Origin of the sequence: Cobetia sp. SIMBA_158 (assembly GCF_046566945.1) — a bacterium.
Lineage (GTDB): Bacteria > Pseudomonadota > Gammaproteobacteria > Pseudomonadales > Halomonadaceae > Cobetia > Cobetia amphilecti.
Window position 1 is genome coordinate 1 of the sequence record NZ_JAWJYL010000249.1, and the last position, 279, is coordinate 279.

Genomic DNA, 279 nt, shown 5'->3' on the forward strand with positions numbered 1-279 from the left:
GCCAAATGGGTTACCGACCGCTACGGCAAAATCACCGACGCGCAATTTATCGGAGTCGGCAATAGCGATTTGCGTTAATTTGCTCGGGTTTTGAATTTGTAACAGGGCGATATCGCTCTGGTCATCGCTACCAATCAGTTTTGCATCAAACTCGCGCCCATCATTGAGCTGAATACTGATTTTCTGTGCCTGATTAATCACATGGTTGTTGGTCAGCACATAGCCTTTACTGGCGTTGATGATGACACCGGAGCCTAAACCTTCGAAGGGTTGTGCAGG

Annotated in this window: 1 protein-coding gene; it reads right to left on the bottom strand. The window is 48.0% G+C overall.

From position 1 onward, the window contains the following. Window positions 1-279 (bottom strand): trypsin-like peptidase domain-containing protein (locus R2R70_RS19835; RefSeq protein WP_410978874.1); only part of this gene is annotated, 279 nt, incomplete at both ends.